General features: G+C 62.5%; 15 protein-coding genes and 1 tRNA gene. 11 read left to right on the top strand and 5 right to left on the bottom strand.

The features are described from left to right. Nucleotides 1-45: 45 nt before the first annotated feature. The 3 genes from Azoinq_RS11435 to aceK all read right to left on the bottom strand — a co-directional run bounded on the left by Azoinq_RS11435 (nt 46) and on the right by aceK (nt 3,247). Complete coding sequence (locus Azoinq_RS11435) at nt 46-513, bottom strand: hypothetical protein (RefSeq protein ID WP_216128973.1); 468 nt, start codon at nt 511-513, stop codon at nt 46-48. Further along, complete coding sequence (locus Azoinq_RS11430; protein WP_216128974.1) at nt 510-1,124, bottom strand: pseudouridine synthase; 615 nt, start codon at nt 1,122-1,124, stop codon at nt 510-512. The genes Azoinq_RS11435 and Azoinq_RS11430 overlap by 4 nt, the downstream gene beginning before the upstream one ends. Before the next feature lie 362 nt (nt 1,125-1,486). Further along, on the bottom strand, nt 1,487-3,247 hold the full coding sequence (gene aceK, locus Azoinq_RS11425) for a bifunctional isocitrate dehydrogenase kinase/phosphatase (protein ID WP_216128976.1): 1,761 nt from the start codon (nt 3,245-3,247) through the stop codon (nt 1,487-1,489). 497 nt (nt 3,248-3,744) lie between these two features. Between aceK and Azoinq_RS11420 the strand changes: the two genes are divergently transcribed. From Azoinq_RS11420 to Azoinq_RS11400, 5 genes are all read left to right on the top strand, one after another. Next, the gene (locus Azoinq_RS11420) at nt 3,745-5,982 is read left to right on the top strand and encodes an NADP-dependent isocitrate dehydrogenase (RefSeq protein ID WP_216178416.1); all 2,238 of its coding nucleotides are present in this window, start codon (nt 3,745-3,747) and stop codon (nt 5,980-5,982) included. 378 nt (nt 5,983-6,360) lie between these two features. After that, entirely contained in the window at nt 6,361-7,602 is a 1,242-nt protein-coding gene (icd, locus tag Azoinq_RS11415; RefSeq protein WP_216128980.1) for an NADP-dependent isocitrate dehydrogenase, read from the top strand. A gap of 204 nt (nt 7,603-7,806) precedes the next feature. Beyond that, the gene (locus Azoinq_RS11410; RefSeq protein WP_216128982.1) at nt 7,807-8,277 is read left to right on the top strand and encodes a hypothetical protein; all 471 of its coding nucleotides are present in this window, start codon (nt 7,807-7,809) and stop codon (nt 8,275-8,277) included. Continuing rightward, a complete protein-coding gene (locus Azoinq_RS11405; protein ID WP_216128984.1) occupies nt 8,274-8,867 on the top strand; it encodes an SCO family protein in 594 nt (197 codons plus the stop codon). Before Azoinq_RS11410 ends, Azoinq_RS11405 begins: the two co-directional genes overlap by 4 nt. A 28-nt stretch (nt 8,868-8,895) precedes the next feature. Then, nucleotides 8,896-9,390 (top strand): copper chaperone PCu(A)C, encoded by a 495-nt coding sequence (locus Azoinq_RS11400; protein WP_216128986.1) that lies wholly within the window; start codon nt 8,896-8,898, stop codon nt 9,388-9,390. Between the two features lie 234 nt (nt 9,391-9,624). On the opposite strand, the gene Azoinq_RS11395 is transcribed toward Azoinq_RS11400, so the two are convergent. Both Azoinq_RS11395 and Azoinq_RS11390 read right to left on the bottom strand, forming a co-directional pair. Further along, nucleotides 9,625-10,074 carry a DUF1842 domain-containing protein gene (locus Azoinq_RS11395; protein WP_216128991.1) on the bottom strand — a complete coding sequence of 150 codons (450 nt, stop codon included), beginning with the start codon at nt 10,072-10,074 and terminating at the stop codon, nt 9,625-9,627. Between the two features lie 366 nt (nt 10,075-10,440). Beyond that, nucleotides 10,441-10,516: transfer RNA gene (locus tag Azoinq_RS11390), tRNA-Thr, on the bottom strand. Nucleotides 10,517-10,617: 101 nt separating this feature from the next. On the opposite strand from Azoinq_RS11390, the gene Azoinq_RS11385 reads away from it, so the two are divergent. The 6 genes from Azoinq_RS11385 to Azoinq_RS11360 all read left to right on the top strand — a co-directional run bounded on the left by Azoinq_RS11385 (nt 10,618) and on the right by Azoinq_RS11360 (nt 17,869). Then, nucleotides 10,618-12,411 carry a GGDEF domain-containing protein gene (locus Azoinq_RS11385; RefSeq protein ID WP_216128993.1) on the top strand — a complete coding sequence of 598 codons (1,794 nt, stop codon included), beginning with the start codon at nt 10,618-10,620 and terminating at the stop codon, nt 12,409-12,411. Between the two features lie 110 nt (nt 12,412-12,521). Further along, nucleotides 12,522-13,685: a 4Fe-4S cluster-binding domain-containing protein gene (locus Azoinq_RS11380; protein ID WP_216128995.1), complete on the top strand. Its 1,164-nt coding sequence runs from the start codon at nt 12,522-12,524 to the stop codon at nt 13,683-13,685. Then, nucleotides 13,682-14,668 carry a glycosyltransferase family 9 protein gene (locus tag Azoinq_RS11375; RefSeq protein WP_216128997.1) on the top strand — a complete coding sequence of 329 codons (987 nt, stop codon included), beginning with the start codon at nt 13,682-13,684 and terminating at the stop codon, nt 14,666-14,668. The genes Azoinq_RS11380 and Azoinq_RS11375 overlap by 4 nt, the downstream gene beginning before the upstream one ends. After that, a complete protein-coding gene (locus tag Azoinq_RS11370) occupies nt 14,665-15,630 on the top strand; it encodes a thiamine pyrophosphate-dependent dehydrogenase E1 component subunit alpha (protein ID WP_216128999.1) in 966 nt (321 codons plus the stop codon). The genes Azoinq_RS11375 and Azoinq_RS11370 overlap by 4 nt, the downstream gene beginning before the upstream one ends. Further along, nucleotides 15,623-16,699 (top strand): alpha-ketoacid dehydrogenase subunit beta, encoded by a 1,077-nt coding sequence (locus Azoinq_RS11365; protein ID WP_216129001.1) that lies wholly within the window; start codon nt 15,623-15,625, stop codon nt 16,697-16,699. The genes Azoinq_RS11370 and Azoinq_RS11365 overlap by 8 nt, the downstream gene beginning before the upstream one ends. A 66-nt stretch (nt 16,700-16,765) precedes the next feature. Next, nucleotides 16,766-17,869: a radical SAM protein gene (locus tag Azoinq_RS11360; protein ID WP_216129002.1), complete on the top strand. Its 1,104-nt coding sequence runs from the start codon at nt 16,766-16,768 to the stop codon at nt 17,867-17,869.

Genomic DNA, 17,869 nt, shown 5'->3' with positions numbered 1-17,869 from the left:
AGGGGCAGAGGCCTTTTTCAGGGCACCGCCCCGGAAAAACCGGGATCAGGGATGACCGGCCCGGTGTTTGGCCGCCCCAGCCTTATGGGGAGCACCGTGTTTGGTCCCGGGGGCCTTGGGGCTGCCATGGCCGCTGTGGGCATGGACGGCAGGGGCTTTGCTCGGGGTTTTGCCCTTGGCCTTGGCCCCAGGGTGATGGGCCGCGCCTTTGCTCCCATGGGCAGCCACCGCCTTCCCATGCTTGGCGCCAGACTTGGCGGCGCCGTGACGAACGTTATGCTGGGCGCCGGATTTGGCACCATGGGCCGAAGCGCCATGGCGGGCCCCGGCGGGAGCCAGAGGATCGGCGCTCTTCTTATGGGGCGCGGCGTGGCGCAGGGGCGGCACGGTGTGGGTGTCCGGGGTGACTTCCACCGGATCATCCGGATCTTCCGCCGCCCGGGGCGCGGCAGCGGCGGAGAGGGAAAACAGGGCAAAGCCCAGGGCAGCCCAGAACGGGGCGGTAGTTTTCATCGTTTGCCTCCAGCAATGGGGGGATGGGAGCAGGGGGAACGGCCCGGCAAGGGGGCCAGGTCGCCGTAATCTCCGGAGAAACTGCGATAGGTGCCCGGGGCCAGGTCTTCCAGGCCCAGACGGCCAATGGCCGCCCGGATCAGGCGCAGGGTAGGATACCCCACCGCCGCTGTCATGCGTCTGACCTGCCGGTTGCGCCCTTCCCGCAGCTTGAGTTCGACCCAGCTAGTGGGAATGGACTGGCGGAAGCGGATGGGGGGATTGCGGGGCCAGAGCCCGGGGGGCGCTTCCATGAGCCGGGCCCCGGCGGGCCGGGTCAGGCCGTCCTTGAGCTGCACCCCCCGGCGCAGCTGTTCCAGGGCTTCTTCCGTGGGCAGGCCTTCCACCTGGGCCCAGTAGGTCTTTTCCAGCTTGTAGCGGGGATCGGCGATTTTGGCCTGGAGCCGCCCGTCGTCCGTGAGCAGGAGCAGGCCCTCGCTATCCCCGTCCAGGCGCCCAGCGGGATACACCCCTTTTTCCGGAATAAAATCCACCAGCCCCCGCCACCGCCCTTCCGGGGTGAATTGGGACAGCACCCCGTAGGGTTTGTTAAAGAGAACGATGCGGGCCATGGCGAAAGGATGGGTAGGGGAAAACGGGGTTTGCCGCCGCCCCGGGCTGGGGTGGGCCACCGTCCGGGCGCGGATGGAGCGGCGGTCGGCGGTCGGCGGTCGGCGGTCGGCGGTCGGCGGTCGGCGGTCGGCGGTCGGCGCGGAGCATACCCTTTCCCCGGGGCGGGAGAAAGTCCTGCCCCGGGGGGCCTAGGGGCCGCTCTCGGGAGGAGGCCCCGCCTTTGGCCCGCCACCCGCCGCCCTCCGCTACCCCCTACCTGCCATCCACTTTCCGCCGCCCCTGACCACCCCATTCCCCAGCCTTTCCTGCCCAGCAGGGCGCCACCATTGCCCCTGGGCTTTACTCGGCGGGTAAGGGCCCCTCAAGGCAAGGCACTATCCCCTGCCGGGGGAAAGCGGCGGCAGAAGCGCAGGGCTTCCGGATAGGGGAAAAAATCCTGGACCTGGCCCCCCCGGATGGTGGCCTGGGCCCGACGCCAGAATTCCGGGGTCAGCAGGTCCGGGTGATATTTCATGAAGGCGGCCCGCACCCGGGGGTCCCCCAGGAGAAAGGTGGCGAATTCCTCGGGGAAAACGTCGTGGCGGCCCACGGAATACCAGGGCTCCCCGGACAGTTCCATTTCCGGATAGGGCGCCTCCGGTATGGCCCGGAAATTCATGTCCGTCATGTATTCGATTTCGTCGTAGTCGTAGAACACCACCCGGTTGTAGCGGGTCACCCCGAAGTTTTTCCAAAGCATGTCCCCGGGGAATATGTTGGCAATGGCTAGCTCCCGGATGGCGTTGCCGTAATCCTGCACCGCCTGGTCGATCTGTTCCGGAGTGGCCTGATCCAGATAGAGGTTGAGGGGCACCATGCGGCGCTCGATGTAGAGGTGTTCGATGACCACATCCCCCCCCTCCTCTTCCAACATGGACGGCACCTGACGGCGCAATTCCTCCAGCAGATCCGGAGCAAAGCGGTGGCGGGGCAAGGCGGCGAAGGAAAACTCCAGGGTATCGGCCATGCGCCCCACCCGGTCCACCTGCTTCACCAGCAGGTACTTGGCCGCCACGGAAGCCCGGTCCCCTTCCTTATTGGGGCCGAAACGGTCCTTGATGATTTTGAAGACGTAGGGGAAGGAAGGCAGGGTGAATACCAGCATGACCAGGCCCCGGATGCCCGGGGCCACCACAAATTTGTCCTCCGAGTGACGCAGGTGGGCGAGCAGGTCCCGGAAAAACAGCACCTTGCCCTGCTTGCCCAGGCCCAGCATGGTGTAAATCTCGGATTTTGGCTTGTGGGGCATGATGGTGCGGAGGAACTGGACGTAGCCCGAGGGCACCTCCATATCCACCATGAAATAGGCCCGGGACAGGGAAAAGAGGATGGAAATGCGCCAGGGGTCCAGGAGCACCGTATCCAGGTAGAGCTTGCCCTCCAGAGTGTGGAGCACGGGAATGGCGAAGGGGTATTCCCCGTTGCCGTTGATGGCCTTGCCAATGATGTAGGCGCCCTTGTTGCGGTAGAAGGCGGAATAGAGCACCTGAATCTGGCAATTGGCCTCCCGCTGGGGCCAGACGCCCCCCAGATGGTCCAGAACGCTGCGGTACACGTAGCCGATATCCCGGGCCAGATCGGCAAAGGGCCGCTGCCAGTCGAAGTCCTGGACAATGCGCAACAGGGTGGCCGCCAGCCCTTCTTCCCCCGGGTAATAGCTGGAATAGGCAGGGGGCGTGGATTCAATATTCTCCGTGGCGATGGCCGCCCGGTAGAAGATGAAGTCGTTGTTGAAATAGGTACGGTGCAGGATGCGGCAGCAGACCGAATTAAAGAAGGTTTCCGCCAGCTCCGGCTGTTTGTGGTTGAGCAGCAGGCCGATGTAGAAAAGCTTCACCTGCTGCCAAGTGTCGTCATCCAGGGTATGGGCGTGAAATTCATCCCGCAGCCGATCCACGCACTCCCGCACCCGGTCGTCGTAAAAGCGGATACGGTCCTTCACCGCCCGGTGCACCGCCGACCAGTCCCCCGCCTCAAAACGGGTCTTGGCCTGGCGGCTGGTTTCCCGGAACAGCCGGTAATGCTTGTTGAAGCCCTCGATCAGGGCCACGGCAATGCGCTGGGCGGTGGGCGACAGGTCCATGGGCCCTCGGGGAAGGATAGGGAGGAAGAGAAAATCTTAGCATTGGGACTCCCCTTTGGGCGGTCGGCGCGCTTTGGGAAGGGAAAGCGGCGGTGCGGTGAGGCGGGGCGCCACTGCCAGTGCGCCGCCCCAAGCTGACCGCCCCATCAATCCCCCCCCCGACCCAAGGCGGCCCGCCTCGGTCCAGGGCATCCGCCACTTGCGGCCCTACCGTCTCGCTAAATCCCAATTCGCCGCCTGTGCCTGTGCCTGTGCCTGTGCCTGTGCCTGTGCCGACTGCCGTAGCCGTAGCCGTAGCTCTGGCTCTGGCTCTGGCTCTGGCTCTGGCTCTGGCTTGGATGCGGATGCGGATGCGGATGCGGATGCGGATGCGGATGCGGATGCGGGCAGGGAGCCTAGCCCCGGTCCATTGCACCAGGCGCAATAATGTTCCGTTAGGTGATATATAATATATAAGTTAGGTCTCAACCCACTCCACACACATCGCGAGGGATAACATGGCTGGTAAGTCGAAGATTATTTACACGCTCACGGACGAGGCGCCCCTGCTGGCGACCAGTGCCTTCCTGCCGGTGGTTCGCGCATTCACCGCCGCCGCCAACATTGACGTGGTGGAAAGCGACATTTCCGTCGCCGCCCGCGTTCTGGCTGAATTTCCCGACTACCTGCGCGATGACCAGAAGGTCAGCGACACCCTGGCTGAACTGGGCCGCCTGACCCAGGACCCGGACACCAACATTATCAAGCTGCCCAACATCAGCGCCTCCGTGGCCCAGCTGGTCGCCTGCGTCAAGGAACTTCAATCCAAGGGCTACGCCATCCCCGACTACCCGGAAAATCCCACCAGCGACGAGGAAAAGGCCCTCAAGACCCGCTACGCCAAGTGTCTGGGCTCCGCCGTGAATCCGGTGCTGCGGGAAGGCAACTCGGACCGGCGCGCCCCGGCTGCGGTGAAAAATTACGCCAAGAAGCATCCCCATTCCATGGGCGAATGGAAGCAATGGTCCCAGACCCACGTTTCCCACATGGAACACGGGGATTTCTACCACGGTGAAAAATCCCTGACCCTGGACAAGGCCCGGGACGTGAAGATGGAACTGGTCACCAAGAGTGGCAAAACCATCGTCCTGAAGCCCAAGCTGGCGCTCCAGGAAGGGGAAATCATCGACTCCATGTTCATGAGCAAGAAGGCGCTCTGCGACTTCTACGAAAAGGAACTGGAAGACTGCCGGGAAGCGGGCATCCTCTTCTCCCTGCACGTCAAGGCCACCATGATGAAGGTCTCCCACCCCATCGTTTTCGGCCACTGCGTCAAGATTTACTACAAGGAAGCCTTCGAGAAACACGGCAAGCTGTTCGACGAACTGGGCATCAACGTCAATAACGGCATGGCCACCCTCTACGAAAAAATCGCCGCCCTGCCCGAATCCAAGCGGGACGAGATCATCCGCGACCTGCACGCCTGCCAGGAACACCGGCCCCGTCTGGCCATGGTGGATTCCGCCAAGGGCATCACCAATTTCCACTCCCCCAACGACGTCATCGTGGATGCTTCCATGCCCGCCATGATCCGGGCCGGGGGCAAGATGTGGGGCGCCGACGGCAAGCAATACGACTGCAAGGCGGTCATGCCCGAATCCACCTTCGCCCGCATCTATCAGGAGATGATCAACTTCTGTAAGTGGCACGGCAATTTCGATCCCCGCACCATGGGCACCGTGCCCAATGTGGGGCTCATGGCCCAGAAGGCCGAAGAATACGGCTCCCACGACAAGACTTTTGAGATCGTGGAAGACGGGGTGGCCAACATTACGGATCTGGCCACCGGGGAAGTGCTGCTCTCCCAAAACGTGGAACAGGGCGACATCTTCCGCATGTGCCAGGTGAAAGACGCCCCGATCCGGGATTGGGTCAAGCTGGCCGTCACCCGGGCCCGCAATTCCGGTATGCCCGCCATTTTCTGGCTGGACCCCTACCGCCCCCACGAAGCCGAACTGATCAAGAAGGTCAGCCACTACCTGAAGGACCACGACACCACCGGTCTGGACATCCAGATCATGTCCCAGGTACGGGCCATGCGCTTCACCCTGGAACGGGTGGCCCGGGGCCTGGACACCATCTCCGTCACCGGCAACATCCTGCGGGATTACCTGACCGACCTGTTCCCCATCATGGAACTGGGCACTTCCGCCAAGATGCTGTCCATCGTTCCCCTCATGGCGGGCGGCGGCATGTACGAAACCGGGGCCGGCGGTTCCGCCCCCAAGCACGTGCAACAGCTCCTGGAAGAAAACCATCTGCGCTGGGATTCCCTGGGTGAATTCCTGGCCCTGGCCGTCTCCCTGGAAGACCTGGGCCTCAAGGAAAACAACGCCCGGGCCAAGCTCCTGGCCAAGACCCTGGACGAAGCCACGGGCAAGCTCCTGGACGAAAACAAGTCCCCCTCCCGCCACACCGGTGAGCTGGACAACCGGGGCAGCCAGTTCTACCTGTCCCTGTTCTGGGCCCAAGCCCTGGCCGCCCAGAGCGAAGATCCGGCCCTGGCCGCCCAGTTCGCTCCCCTGGCCAAGTCCCTGGCGGACAACCAGACGGCCATCCTGGCGGAACTGAAGGCGGTACAAGGCAAACCGGCGGACATCGGCGGTTACTACCTGTCCGACCCGGCCAAACGGGAAGGGGTGATGCGTCCCAGCGCCACCTTCAACCGGATCATCGACGCCGTCCGCGCCGCCTGATTCCGGCCCGCGCCCAGCAACCGGACACACCGCCCCCCGGCGGTCTGTCCGGTTTTTCTTTGGGGGCAACGGGAAAGGGGGCTTGTGCAAATAGCCTGGAAATTTCCCCGCCTATCCCGTCTTTCCACCCCTCCCAACTTCCCTGCCTTACCCCGCCCCTATGCCGCGCCGTTGCCCCCCGGGAACCGCGGGCTACCCCGCCCCACCAAGGGCTTTTTAGCCCCCTCCGCCCCCTTGCCCCTCCGGGCCTTTTTTCCTCCATAATGAGCCGGTTACGGCAGGGTTGCGGGCCTGACACCCACCGTACTCCGGACCTCAACGCAAGGCTCCGGCTCCTCAAAATATCTTCTTCACCTCATCTCTTATGGAGCTATAGAAATGAGTTCCCACATCAAAGTCCCCCAAGGCGGGGAAAAAATCCAGCCCGGCCAGCCCATTCCCGATCAGCCCATCATTCCCTATATCGAAGGGGACGGCATCGGGGTGGATATCACCCCGGTCATGATTCAGGTGGTGGATGCCGCCGTGGCCAAGGCCTACGGCGGCCAGCGGAAAATCCACTGGATGGAAGTCTATGCGGGGGAGAAATCCACCCGCCTCTACGGGGCCGATGAATGGCTGCCCCAGGAAACCTTCGACGCCTTAAAAACCTACGCCGTCTCCATCAAGGGCCCCATGACCACCCCGGTGGGAGGGGGCATCCGCTCCCTCAACGTGGCCCTGCGCCAGGAGCTGGACCTCTACCAGTGCGTGCGCCCGGTGCGTTACTTTGCCGGGGTGCCCTCCCCCCTCAAGCACCCGGAACTCACGGACATGGTGATTTTCCGGGAGAACACGGAGGATATTTACGCCGGCATCGAATGGGCGGCGGAGTCGGACCAAGCCCGGAAAGTTATCGACTTTCTGCAAAACCAAATGGGGGTGAAGAAAATCCGCTTCCCGGAAACTTCCGGCATCGGCATTAAGCCCGTCTCCATCGAAGGCACCCAGCGCCTGGTGCGGGCCGCCATCCGCTACGCCATCGCCAATGACCGGAAATCCGTGACCTTGGTGCATAAGGGCAACATTATGAAATTCACGGAAGGCCTGTTCCGGGACGTGGGCTATCAGGTGGCCCGGGAGGAATTCGGCGCCCAGCCCGTGGATGGGGGCCCCTGGTGCAAATTCACCCATCCGGAAAGCGGGAAGGAAATTGTGGTCAAGGACGCCATCGCCGACGCCTTCCTCCAGCAAATCCTCCTGCGCCCGGCGGAATACGATGTGATCGCCACCCTGAACCTGAACGGGGATTACATTTCCGACGCCCTGGCGGCCCAGGTGGGGGGCATCGGCATCGCCCCGGGGGCTAATATCTCCGACCATTACGCGGTGTTTGAAGCCACCCACGGCACGGCCCCCAAGTACGCCGGGCGGGACAAGGTGAATCCTGGCTCCCTGATTCTCTCGGCGGAAATGATGTTGCGCCATCTGGGTTGGAAGGAAGCGGCGGACAAGATTATCCAGTCCATGGAGGCCGCTATCCGGGACAAGGTGGTGACCTACGACTTCGCCCGGCTCATGGAGGGGGCCCAGGAAGTCTCCTGTTCCGCCTTCGGCGCCGCCATGATCCAGCGCATGTAGCCTCTCCCCAGCCCTTCCCAGGCCCCGCTTAGGCGGGGCTTTTTGCTGGAGAGGCCCGGAGGATGGGGCCCCGGGCCCCGTCTGCGACAAAATGTCGCAGCCCGCCCCACCCCACCGGGCATACACTCTCCCCGCTTTTCCTCCACCGTGTTGGAAAGGCCGACTTGGGCGACAATGGCGCCTTGCCGTTCGTGCCCCGCCCCTATGAAAAAAACCTATTTTTACGATTTGCTGATTGTGGTGCTGGTTCTGGCCCTGGGCTATGCCGGTTACCGCCTGGCCCCCCTGCTCCACCCCCAAGCCGATTTGACCCTGCCCATGAGCAATTGCGACCTGAACCGGAACGACTGTAGGGTCCAACTCCCGGAGGGTGGCAGCCTGGGCTTTCGTATTACCCCCCGGCCCATTCCCAGCCTGAAAACCCTGGACCTGGAAGTCCAGCTCACCGGGACTCCGGCCCAAAAGGTGGAAGTGGACCTGGCCGGGGCGGACATGGAAATGGGCTACAACCGGCCCCTGTTGCAGGAGGTGGCCCCGGGCCGCTTCACCGGCACCGGCAGCCTGCAGATTTGCATTACCGGCGCCATGCACTGGCAGGCCACGGTCCTGGTGGATACAGGCCGGCGCCATCTGGCCGTGCCCTTCCATTTCCTCAGCGGAGGTGCCCCCTCATGACCCGCCCCCGCCTGATCCTGCTCCTGATCGTCGTCCTGGCCCTGCTCGTGGGCCTGGGGGCATGGCTCGGCCACCGGTCCGGCTCCGGCCTGTCCCTGGCCGCGCCCCCCCGGGGCGGGGATTTCACCCTACTGTCCGCCCAAGGCCCGGTTTCCACCCAGGCCTTTCGAGGCAAGGTGGTGGTGGTCTATTTCGGCTACACCTACTGCCCGGACATCTGCCCCACCTCCCTCGCCACCCTGGGAGCGGCCCTGGGCCAGTTAAGCCCCGCCGAACTGGCCCAGGTCCAGCCCCTGTTCGTTTCCGTGGATCCCCAGCGGGATACCCCGGCCCGGCTCAAAGAATACGCGGCCTTTTTCCACCCCAAGCTGATCGGCCTCACCGGCAGCCCCCAAACCCTGGCGGCGGCCGCCAAAGCCTATGGCGCCAGCTACAGCTTTCAGCCGGCGGACGCCCAGGGCAATTACGTGGTGGATCACAGCGCCTTTACCTATCTGGTGGATACCCAGGGTCGGCTGGCCGACACTCTGCCCCACGGGGCCTCCCCGGAAGACACGGCGGCGGCCATTCGGCGCCTGCTGCCCCACTAACCCTTTCATCCTCAGCCAAGGAGTTGCCATGCAATACCCGAAAATTCTCCTCGCCGCCGCCCTCAGCTGCGGCGCCTGGTTTGCCGCCCCGGCCTGGGCCGATAGTCCCATCACGGTGGAAAATCCCTATGTGCGTCTGATGCCCCCCAACATGCCCAATACGGGGGCCTTCATGGTCATCAAAAATCACAGCAACGCGGACCGCAAGCTGGTGAAGGCGGAAAGCCCGGTGGCCCAGACCGTGCAACTCCACACCCACGTCCATGACGGCAACGTGATGCGCATGCGGGAAATCCCCGCCGTGGATATCAAAGCCAACGGGGAAGCGGTGCTCCAGCCCGGCAGCCTGCACATCATGCTCATCGGCCTGAAGCAGCCCCTCAAGGAAGGGGAACGGGTGCCCCTCACCCTGAATTTCGACGACGGCTCCAGCCTCAAGGTGGAAGCCCCGGTGCAACGCATCCAGCCCATGGCCATGCCTATGAACGGCCAGGGTCAAATGCACGAAGGCATGCAGCACTAAGGGCGGCCGCCCCGTCCCAAGCCCCGGCCGATCCGGGGCTTTTTTATGAGCCTTCTCCCGAGGGATGGTTCGGCACCAGGAAAGTCATTGGGTGCCCCTTCCCCGATTTGCCCAGGCCCCAGCCCATGGGCTTCCAATTCCGCCCTAACGCCAGGGCCCTTCCCCAAAAAAGAAATCCCGCCTAAAGCGGGATTTCCCATGCCTAACCGCCGGAGCGCCAGCTCCGGCCCAGGCTTAGTTGCAGACGGCGGCCTTTTGCTCCACTTCCCCGTGGCTGCCTTCAAACTCGTACTTGAGAATGCCGGGGGCGCCCCAGTTGGGCACCACCAACATGCCCTTCAGGCCACGGGCGCCGGGGGCGCTGGAAAAGTCAAAGCGGAGGGAACAGGATTTCATGGTGCACATGAAATACCAGGGGCCGCTGATGGGCGCCTTGATGGGCTTGAAGGCGGGGCCCAGGGAGCCCCAGTTCACCGTGCCCGTGCCCACAGCCTTGCGTTCCGGGGCGGAATCCACCACCACATCGAGTTTCACCACCGGAGCACCGGGTTTGGCCTTGGCCGTGCTGTAGCAGGCCTTGAAGGCATTCACTTCCTTGGCCGGCGCTTCATCGGCGGCCAGCACGGCGGCAGGCACGGATAGGGCCAAAAGGGACAACAGGGCAGCGCAGGAATGCTTGTTCATCACAACCTCCATGGACAGTCTTGATCCATTTTTTGGAAACCGGGCCCGGGCCTCACTGGGCCGGAACACCGGCTGTTTGGTATCAACCTCCGGCCCCTATTGGGGAACCGGCATTCCTCCGTCCGGCGGCGCCGGATACGGCGATGTCATCGACATGTTTTGACAATAGCATATTTGCCGCCACTTAGCCTTACCGTAAGGGGCCACCCGCTTAACCTATTCTTTGATGGGGCATTACGCCGCCCCCTGCCCTTTACATCCAACGATGCTTCGCCCCTCTTCCGATGCCATACTTCATAACAAAAAACCCCGGCAAAGGCCGGGGCTCTCTTGTCAGGCTCGGAGGAAAACCGGAGCCAAATGCGCTGGTGCCGCTTGTCTGAATCGAACAGACGACCTACCGCTTACAAGGCGGTTGCTCTACCAACTGAGCTAAAGCGGCGCCTTCCCAAACAGGGGCTGGCGCATTATAGCCGAGGAGCGTCCCGCCGTGCCGCCTTCGGTTAAAATGGCCGTCTACTCAGCGATGTTGTGGAAGGCTTTATGCCGGCTTTAACCAATCCCTCCGAAGTCGCCAGGGAAGTCTTGCGCCTCCTGGCCGTACGCCGCATCACCCCGACCCCGGACAATTACCAGGCCCTGTACAACGAAATTGCCGGATTGGATAACGACGCCCCCCCATTCCCTGAAAAACAGTGCCACAGTCTGCTGGACGGCCTGGAACGGCAGCGCCCAGAGCAGCTGCGCCTATCCCGGGAACTGGATCAGGCGGTCACGGACAAGGATTGGGAAGGCTTCCAGGCCACTCTGCTGGCCTGGCTCAACCGGGAGCCCCCCGCCTGGGCTCCCCTGATCGGGGAATTACTGCGCCAGTGGGAAACCCGGCATAACGGGCTGACCACCAGCAAAAAACGGGATGCCCTGGACCATGTTCTGGCCAGCGCCAGCCAGGACGGAGACATTCTTTTCACCCGCCTGAACGGCCTGATCGCTTCCTGGGCCCAGACTGACCGGGCCGGAGCGGACATGGAACTGGTGGCGGAATTGCCTGATGGGGAAACCACCAGCACCAGCGCTCGCCCTGCCCCCACCGCCAATTCCGAGGAAACGCCCAGCCCGGCCAACGAATTTCTCGCAGAACTACGGGAGCTATTCGCCTTCACCCTGGAAACGGCCATCGCCACCCAACTGGTGGAATTCCCCGAATTGTCCCAGGAAGCCACCCATCTGGCGGGAGAAGTGCGCCAGGCCCGCAGCACCCGCACCCTGAAAAAACTTCTAGCCCGGCTGAAGAAATTTTCTTACCGCCTGGAACTGTTGGCGGATGACCAGCGGGAATTGCGTCAGGGACTCCTGAACCTACTCCAGTTGCTCATCGAAAATGTGGGGGAACTGGTGGAGGACGATCAATGGCTTAACGGCCAGATCGATATGGTCAAAGAAATCGTAGGTCAGCCCCTTTCCCTGCGCATGATCGACGACGCGGAACATCGCATCAAAGAGGTGATATTCAAACAAAGCCAGCTGAAGTTCAGTCTCAACGAAGCCAAGGAAGCCCTGAAATCCATGCTTGCCGGCTTTGTGGATCATCTGGCCAATTTCGCCGACAGTACCTCGGAATATCACGACAAAATCGAGGTGTGCGCTCGGCGCATTGCCAAGGCCAGCAACATTGCCGATCTGGGCAATGTGGTGGATGAGGTGATGCGGGAAACCCGCAGCATCCAGCTCAACGCCCAACGCTCCCGGGACGAATTGCGCCTCACCCAGCAACGAGTTCAGGCGGCTGAACAACGTATCAGCGAACTCCAGCAGGAACTGGACAAAACCAGTCAGCTGGTGCGCCACGACCAACTCACCGGGGCCCTCAACCGGAGCGGTCTGGAAGAAGCCTTTGACAAGGAAGTGGCCCGGGCGGAACGGCGCCGCACCCGGCTCTGTGTGGCCCTGCTGGACATCGACAATTTCAAAAAGCTCAACGACAGCCAGGGCCACGATGCGGGGGACGCGGCCCTCATCCACCTCATCGGAGTCATCCGCAGCACCCTACGCCCCACGGACGTGGTGGCCCGTTACGGTGGGGAAGAATTTGTCCTGCTCTTTCCCGAAACCGCCCTGGAAGAGGGGGTACATGCTCTGGAGCGGCTACAGCGGGATCTGACCCGGCGTATTTTCCTGCACAACAACCAGAAGCTACTGATCACCTTCAGTGCCGGCATTACGGAATATCTGGCCGGGGAAGCCCAGACTGCGGCCATCAAACGGGCGGATGAAGCCATGTATGCAGCCAAACGCTCAGGGAAAAACAAAGTGGTGCGGGCGGAAGGCCCTCTCTGAGCCCGCCCCGGCTTGGTGCATTTCTGGCATGGAGGATGCTTTAATTCTCTTAACATACCCCTTCCGCCCGGCGCCATGCCGCTCAGGAACGGGGTCATATTGGGGAAATAATGACACTACCGCTGCTCGAACTGCCCGACTCCCTTAATTACATCGGTCTTTTCCTGACCCTGGACTGCAACCTAAATTGCAGCTATTGCATCAACGACCCGGAACAGGCCGGGCAGCGGGCCACCCTGTTCAAGATTCAGGCCCGGGACACCCGTCACCTCTCCCCGGAGCAGTGGATCACCGCCCTGAAACGCATTCCCTATCGGCAAGATTTGCCGGTCACCCTGCAAGGGGGGGAACCCACCCTGTATTGGAAAACCCGGGGGCTGGGCCCCTTGCTGGGGGGAACGGAACACTATTTCGACCTGCTCACCAACTTCGCCCTCAAACCCCGGGATTTCGTTGCCTCCCTGGACGGCAATCAACGGAAATTGCAACGGGATGCCCCCTACCCTTCCATCCGGGTCAGCTACCATGCGGCGGAAATGAACCGTACCTGGCAGGGACGGGGCTTTGCCGAGCTGGTGGAACGTTGTGAAGCCTTGGGCAGCTTGGGATTCCGGGTCGCCCCCCGAAAGACGGACAGCGACGTGGGTATTTACATGGTGGCCCATCCGGACAACCAGGTAACCCCAGAAATGGAAGCCCTCTACCAAGGACGGGTGCCGTTTGAGACCAAGGAATTTCTAGGGGTACACCAGGGCCAGCTTTACGGCCATTACCTCTATCCCTATTCCACCGACCTCATCGCCCGCCACTTTGCCCCCAGCACCCTGGCCTGCGAGTGCCGGACCACCGAGCTGCTCATCGACCCCCTGGGGTTTGTGTGGGGCTGCCATTACTATCTTTACGCCAACTGGGAAAAAGGCGGGCCGGAAGCCCAGTTCGCCAAACTGGCGGCCGGGGATTTCCGCTACCGGCAGATGCAGGACGATCTGTTCGATCCGGAGCAGATGCGCCCCATCGGTCACCTGCTAGACCCAGACTTCACCATGGCCGCCTTGACCGAATTCCGCTCCTGCCGGGAATACGGACGCTGCATCGGCTGTGACACCAAGATCAAGAACGACCGTTTCCAAAGCTATTACGACCAGGGCATTCCCCACACCTCGGTCCAGATGCGCAACATCCAGCTACCGTCAGCCCTGCGCCACTCCCTGGCAGCGGAGGAGCTGGATCGGGTCGCCCCCTACCTTGCCCCCCTGGATGGAGCCATCCTATGACCTCCCCCCTGCCCATCGCCCCACCCACCCACGGCCGCAAACGGGTGCTGATCCTCAAACCCGGTTATAGCGAAACCCTGGACCCGGACGAGGGGGGGGTGGTCAGCCTGGGGGACATCCTGCGCAGCACGGTCATCCTCCACCTCTTTCCCCCCGAGGAATACGAAGTCACCTGGGTGGTGGATCAAAAAGGGGTCCCCCTGCTACGGGGCAATCCCTACATCAGCCGACTCCTGGTCATTAATCCCTTCACGCCCCACCTCCTGCTTTCCGAGTGGTTTGACATCGTCATCAATTTCGAAAAGGAGCCGGGCATCTGCGCGGTGGCCGACCGGATTCCGGCCTGGCGGCGCTACGGCTTCCGCCTCGACCCCACCACCCACCGGCCCCTGGCCTACGACCTTTCCGATGAGGCCCTGTCCTACACCACGGACCTCCACGCCAAACGGCGCAAGGCCAAATCCTGGTCCAGCATTCTCTATGAAATGCTTGGGGAAAATTACCGGGACCAATCCTACATCCTGGGCTATCAGCCCCGCAGCCAGGTATGCCACGACGTGGGGCTAAACCATTTGATCGGTCAAAAATTCCCCCTGAAACGCTGGCCCGAAGAACGCTGGCACCAGCTTCACGACCGCCTGACGGGGGACTTCCGGGTTTCCTGGCAAGAAGGGGCCAACGACATCGAAGACTATATCGACTGGATTCACAGCTGCCGGGTACTGGTAACCAACGATTCCCTTGGCCTCCACATCGCCCTGGCCCTGGGTAAGCCGGTGGTAGCCCTGTTCGGGCCCACGGTGGCCACGGAGGTAACCGCTCCCAATCTGCACACTCTGACCCCGGAAGTAGATTGGTCCTGCATTCCCTGCCTGGAATCCCGTTGTCTGCAAACCGTTCCCTGCATGGAGCACATTTCCGTCGCCACCGTGGAAGCGGCCCTGCGGCGCCAGCTCCAGGCTCTGGAGGTATCCCCATCGTGAATCTTTCTCTGCCACAACTGCAACACCTGTACCGGGACATGTTGCGCATCCGGCTAACCGAGGAAGCCATCGCCGCCCGCTACGGCGAGCAGGAAATGCGCTGCCCCACCCATTTGTGCATCGGCCAGGAGGCCATCTGCGTCGGCGTGGCCCATGCTCTGAAGCAGGACGATTACGTTTTCAGCAACCACCGGGCCCACGGCCACTATCTGGCCAAGGGAGGAAACCTTCCGGCCCTGATCGGGGAACTCTATGGCAAGGGCAACGGCTGCTGCGGCGGCATGGGGGGCTCTATGCACCTCATCGACCCAGAAGCCGGTTTCATGGGGGCAGTCCCCATCGTGGCCTCCACCATTCCCTTGGCGGTAGGTGCGGCCTGGGCCGCCCAATTGAAAAATAGTGGCCAGGTATCCGTGGCCTTTTTCGGCGATGGTGCTTTTGAGGAGGGGGTGGTCCATGAATCCCTCAATTTCGCCCTGCTGCACCACCTGCCCATGGTTTTCGTCTGCGAAAACAACCTGTATTCCGTCTATACCCGCCTGGATCAGCGCCAGCCCGAGCGCCCCATTCACGGGGTTGCGGCAGCCCACGGCTGCCAGGTAGCCACGGCGGATGGCAATGATGTGGCTGCCGTGGTGGATACGGCCACCCAGGCCATTGCCCAGGCCCGTCAGGGGAAAGGCCCCCTATTCCTGGAATTTTCCACCTACCGCTGGCGGGAACACTGCGGCCCCAATTACGACGATGATCTGGGTTACCGGCCCCAGGGAGAATTGCAGGACTGGCAGCAACATTGCCCGATACAACGGCTGACGGACCAGCTCAAGGCCTCTGGGACCGACCGCGCTTTTTTCCAGGAAGCCAAGGACTCCATCGACGCCGAAGTGGCCGCCGCCTTTCAGGCCGCCCTTGACGCCGCCCCGCCCCGTTACGACGATTTACCAGGATTGCTCCATGGCTGATACCCAGCGTTGCATCTCCCAAGCCGAAGCCATCCGGGAAGCCCTGGCCCAGGCCATGGCCGCCGATCCCCGGGTCATTCTTCTGGGGGAAGGGGTGCCCGACCCCAAACACATTTTTGGCACCACCGCCGGTCTCCAGGAACAGTTCGGCCCCCAACGGGTGTTCGACACCCCCCTGGCGGAAAACGGTATGACCGGCATCGCCATCGGCGCTGCCCTGGCGGGTATGCGTCCGGTCATGGTGCACCAGCGCATCGATTTCATGCTGCTGTGCGCCGACCAGATCATCAACAACGCCGCCAAGTGGCGCTATGTCTTTGCCGGGCGGGCCCAGGTGCCCCTGGTGATCCGTACCGTGGTAGGCCGGGGCTGGGGCCAGGGGCCCCAGCACGCCCAGGCCCTGCACAGCCTCTTCGCCCACATTCCCGGCCTGCGGGTCGCCCTGCCGGTCACCGCCCAGGACGCCAAGGGCATGCTCCTGGCGGCCATCGCCTGCGACGACCCGGTGCTGTTCATCGAACATCGCTGGCTCCACGGTCTGGTGGACCAGGTACCCGAGCCCCCTTACACCGCGCCGCTGGAACAGGCCGCCATTCGCCGCCCCGGACGGGACGTCACCATCGCCGCCTTTTCCTACATGGTGGTAGAAAGCCTGCTGGCGGCAGAAGCCCTGGCAGAGCAAGGCTGGGAGGTGGAAGTGCTGGATATGCGCATGGCCCGCCCTCTGGACGTAGCCGGGGTAGCGGCCTCGGTGGCCCGCACCGGCCATCTGGTGGCCGCAGACATCGGCTGGAAAACCGGCGGCATCGCCGGGGAACTGGTGGCAGCCATCACCGAGCAATGCTGGGGGCAACTGGCCGCGGCCCCCGCCCGGGTGGCCCTGCCCGACCTGCCCGCCCCCACCTCCCATTTCCTGGCGGCGGACTACTACCCGGACGCCACCAGCATCGCCCTTGCCGTAGCGGCCCAACGGCCAGACAAGGCCCTGGATCGGAAACAGCTGCAGGCCCGTTTGCGTCGCACCACCCCGGCGGATGCTCCCCAGAAAGAATTCACCGGTCCCTTCTGATGCCCCACCGCCCTTTTTGTCCCCTTTTCCGGAACCCCCTGGGGGTGTTTCCCTTCCGAGGTAAGCATGTCTGACCAATTCGCCATCGACAGTCATAAGCTGGTGTACCACCCCCGCCGGGTCAGCCAGTTCCTGGAGGCTGGGGAAGACTGGGAAAAATTCAAACACCTCTACCCCATTTACGTGGAAATAGCCCCCGTGGGCGCCTGCAACCACCGGTGCACCTTCTGCGCCGTGGATTACATCGGCTACCAGCCGGTGCGCCTGGACCTGGCGGTGGTGCAACGCACCCTGGCGGACATGGGACGCTTAGGGGTTAAAAGCGTGATGTTCGCCGGGGAAGGGGAACCCATGTTGCACACGGACATCCACCGCATGGTGCTGGCGGCAGCGGAAGCGGGCATGGACTCGGCCTTCACCACCAATGCCACGGTGGTGAGTGACGCCTTCCTCGCCCAAGCTCTGCCCCATGTATCCTGGATCAAGGTATCCCTCAACGCAGGTAGCCCGGAAACCTATGCCAAAATTCACCGGACCAAGGCGGAGGACTTCAACAAGGTAGTGAGCAATCTGAAGCGTCTGGTGGCCGCCCGCCAGCGGGACGGAGGTAAGTGCACCCTGGGGGCCCAAATTCTCCTGCTGCCGGAAAATGCGGGGGAAATTACCCAGTTGGCCCGCCTCTGCCGGGACGAAATCGGTCTGGACTACCTAGTGGTAAAGCCCTATTCCCAACACAACGCCAGCGTCACCCAAACCTACCGGGATCTGGACTATTCCCGCTTCCTCTCCCTCCAGGAAACCCTGGCGGAGGAAAACCGGGATAACTTCCAGGTGGTGTTCCGCAGCCACACCATGAAAAAACATACGGAGGGAGAACAGGACCGTTACCCCCGTTGCCTATCCACTCCCGCATTCTGGGCTTATGTCATGGCGACCGGTGCCGTATACGGTTGTAGTGCCTACCTGCTGGATTCCCGCTTTGAATATGGCAACATCAATCAACAGGATTTCCAAAGCATCTGGGAAGGCCCCAAGCGGCAGGCGAATTTCGCCTTTGTGCGCCAGGAACTGGATATTCACCAGTGCCGGGTCAATTGCCGCATGGACGAAGTGAACCGCTATCTGGACAAATTGGTCCGGGGCACCGTTCCCCACGTCAATTTCATTTAG

This window comes from Azospira inquinata, from assembly GCF_018905915.1.
Classification (GTDB): Bacteria; Pseudomonadota; Gammaproteobacteria; order Burkholderiales; family Rhodocyclaceae; genus Azospira; species Azospira inquinata.
This window is presented reverse-complemented; position numbering and strand designations above follow the sequence as displayed.

Excerpts from the sequence above, each read along its gene's own strand:
- Azoinq_RS11435 (WP_216128973.1), bottom strand. The coding sequence starts at position 513 with ATGAAAACTACCGCCCCGTTCTGGGCTGCCCTGGGCTTTGCCCTGTTT.
- Azoinq_RS11430 (WP_216128974.1), bottom strand. The coding sequence starts at position 1,124 with ATGGCCCGCATCGTTCTCTTTAACAAACCCTACGGGGTGCTGTCCCAA.
- aceK (WP_216128976.1), bottom strand. The coding sequence starts at position 3,247 with ATGGACCTGTCGCCCACCGCCCAGCGCATTGCCGTGGCCCTGATCGAG.
- Azoinq_RS11420 (WP_216178416.1), top strand. The coding sequence starts at position 3,745 with ATGGCTGGTAAGTCGAAGATTATTTACACGCTCACGGACGAGGCGCCC.
- icd (WP_216128980.1), top strand. The coding sequence starts at position 6,361 with ATGAGTTCCCACATCAAAGTCCCCCAAGGCGGGGAAAAAATCCAGCCC.
- Azoinq_RS11410 (WP_216128982.1), top strand. The coding sequence starts at position 7,807 with ATGAAAAAAACCTATTTTTACGATTTGCTGATTGTGGTGCTGGTTCTG.
- Azoinq_RS11405 (WP_216128984.1), top strand. The coding sequence starts at position 8,274 with ATGACCCGCCCCCGCCTGATCCTGCTCCTGATCGTCGTCCTGGCCCTG.
- Azoinq_RS11400 (WP_216128986.1), top strand. The coding sequence starts at position 8,896 with ATGCAATACCCGAAAATTCTCCTCGCCGCCGCCCTCAGCTGCGGCGCC.
- Azoinq_RS11395 (WP_216128991.1), bottom strand. The coding sequence starts at position 10,074 with ATGAACAAGCATTCCTGCGCTGCCCTGTTGTCCCTTTTGGCCCTATCC.
- Azoinq_RS11385 (WP_216128993.1), top strand. The coding sequence starts at position 10,618 with ATGCCGGCTTTAACCAATCCCTCCGAAGTCGCCAGGGAAGTCTTGCGC.
- Azoinq_RS11380 (WP_216128995.1), top strand. The coding sequence starts at position 12,522 with ATGACACTACCGCTGCTCGAACTGCCCGACTCCCTTAATTACATCGGT.
- Azoinq_RS11375 (WP_216128997.1), top strand. The coding sequence starts at position 13,682 with ATGACCTCCCCCCTGCCCATCGCCCCACCCACCCACGGCCGCAAACGG.
- Azoinq_RS11365 (WP_216129001.1), top strand. The coding sequence starts at position 15,623 with ATGGCTGATACCCAGCGTTGCATCTCCCAAGCCGAAGCCATCCGGGAA.
- Azoinq_RS11360 (WP_216129002.1), top strand. The coding sequence starts at position 16,766 with ATGTCTGACCAATTCGCCATCGACAGTCATAAGCTGGTGTACCACCCC.